This is a genomic window from Nocardioides sp. Z50_6 (genome assembly GCF_058215755.1).
In genome coordinates, this window is record NZ_JBZAJB010000014.1 from 1 (window position 1) to 2,071 (window position 2,071).

Below are 2,071 nucleotides of genomic sequence, written 5' to 3' on the forward strand. Positions count from 1 at the left end.
CACTCGCGCAAGGTTGCCAGCGCGGAGGCCTGAGCGGTTCGGAAGGAACGGCTCGTCCCCTCGGGGACGGGCCGTTCCTGCGTGCTGTGACAGGCTCTCGGGGAACGGGGACAGCAGGTCGAGCACGATGGAGGCAACATGCAGCAGGTCAGGGCAGTGGTGGCACGCGCGAAGGGCGCGCCGGTCACGATCGAGACGATCAACGTGCCGGACGCCGGTCCCGGCGAGGCGGTCGTGAAGGTGCAGTCGTGCGGCGTCTGCCACACCGATCTGCACTACCGCGAGGGCGGCATCAACGACGACTACCCGTTCCTGCTGGGGCACGAGGCCGCCGGCATCGTGGAGCAGGTCGGGGAGGGCGTCACCGAGGTGGCACCAGGTGACTTCGTCGTCCTCAACTGGCGGGCCGTCTGCGGCGAGTGCCGTGCGTGCCGCCGCGGCGAGCCGCAGTACTGCTTCGCCACGCACAACGCCACCCAGAAGATGACCCTGGAGGACGGCACCGAGCTCACCCCGGCGCTGGGCATCGGCGCCTTCGCCGAGAAGACCCTCGTCGCGGCCGGGCAGTGCACCAAGGTCGACCCGAGCGCGCGTCCCGCGGCCGTCGGGCTGCTGGGCTGCGGTGTGATGGCGGGGATCGGCGCCGCGATCAACACCGGCGGCGTGGGCCGCGGCAAGTCGGTCGCGGTCATCGGCTGCGGCGGCGTGGGTGCCGCGGCGGTGGCCGGGTCGGCGCTGGCCGGAGCGGCGAAGGTGATCGCCGTCGACCTCGACCCCCGCAAGCTCGAGCGGGCCCGTGAGCTCGGCGCCACGCACGTCGTGGACGGCTCCAGCAGCGACGTGGTCGAGGAGGTCAGGCGGCTCACCGACGGTCACGGCGCCGACGTGGTGATCGACGCCGTCGGCCGCCCCGAGACGTGGCGGCAGGCCTTCTACGCCCGAGACCTGGCCGGCACGGTGGTGCTGGTGGGCGTGCCGACGCCCGACATGCAGATCCCCGACATCCCGCTGGCCGACGTCTTCGGGCGCGGCGGCTCCCTCAAGTCGAGCTGGTACGGCGACTGCCTGCCCTCGCGCGACTTCCCGATGCTCGTCGACCTCTACCAGCAGGGCCGGCTCGACCTGGACGCCTTCGTCACCGAGGAGATCGGTCTCGACGACGTCGAGGCGGCCTTCGAGAAGATGCACGGCGGCGACGTGCTCCGTTCGGTGGTGGTCCTGTGAGCGGGCTGCGGGTCGACCACGCGGTCGTCTCCGGAACCTTCTCCCTGGACGGCGAGACCCACCAGGTGGACAACAACGTCTGGGTGGTCGGGGACGACGCCGAGTGCGTGGTGATCGACGCCCCGCACGACGTGGAGGCGATCCTGGCGCTGGTGGGGGACAGGAAGGTGCGCGCCATCGCCTGCACCCACGCGCACGACGACCACGTCCGGGTGGCCCCGGCCCTGCGGGAGCGGGTGGTCGCCCCGATCCTGCTGCACCCCGAGGAGCGTCCGCTCTGGGAGCTGACCCACCCCGACCAGCTGTGGGACGTCGACCTGGCCGACGGCCAGGAGATCGAGGTGGCCGGGACCAGGTTCCGGGTGCTGCACACCCCGGGTCACGCGCCCGGCGCGGTCTGCTTCCACTTCCCCGAGCTCGGGTGCGTCTTCACCGGCGACACCCTCTTCCAGGGCGGGCCGGGAGCGACCGGCCGCAGCTTCAGCGACCGCGGGGTCCTGGAGGAGTCGATCCGTCGCGCTCTTTGGCCGCTGGGCGACGACACCGTGGTTCACACCGGTCACGGCGACGACACCACGATCGGTGCCGAGCGGGTCCGTCTGGACGGCGAGGGCTGAGGCGAGCGGCGCCGGCTCGCCGTTCTCGGCACCGGCGCCAGTTTGACCCGCGTCGGGGGTGCGGGAGAGGTTGGAGTGGTGGAAGTGGTGTGAGCGGAGTCTCACGGGCCACTTCCGTTATCTACTATCCAACGTAGTAGATAACTACTACACTACGTAGTAGTTGACGAGCCGGAGTGGGCCGGACGTCCGAACACCTCATGAATGGAGTGGCGAGATGCGTGCAACGC

At 70.9% G+C, this 2,071-nt stretch carries 2 protein-coding genes; both read left to right on the forward strand.

Features of this window, described 5'->3' with window-relative positions:
* Nucleotides 1–138: 138 nt before the first annotated feature.
* Nucleotides 139–1,224: an S-(hydroxymethyl)mycothiol dehydrogenase gene (locus AC4BGE_RS18840; RefSeq protein ID WP_490569377.1), complete on the forward strand. Its 1,086-nt coding sequence runs from the start codon at nucleotides 139–141 to the stop codon at nucleotides 1,222–1,224.
* Nucleotides 1,225–1,229: 5 nt separating this feature from the next.
* Nucleotides 1,230–1,841 (forward strand): MBL fold metallo-hydrolase, encoded by a 612-nt coding sequence (locus tag AC4BGE_RS18845; protein WP_490569621.1) that lies wholly within the window; start codon nucleotides 1,230–1,232, stop codon nucleotides 1,839–1,841.
* Nucleotides 1,842–2,071: the final 230 nt, after the last annotated feature.

Coding starts and splice junctions, on each gene's coding strand:
- AC4BGE_RS18840 (WP_490569377.1), top strand. CDS start 139: ATGCAGCAGGTCAGGGCAGTGGTGGCACGCGCGAAGGGCGCGCCGGTC.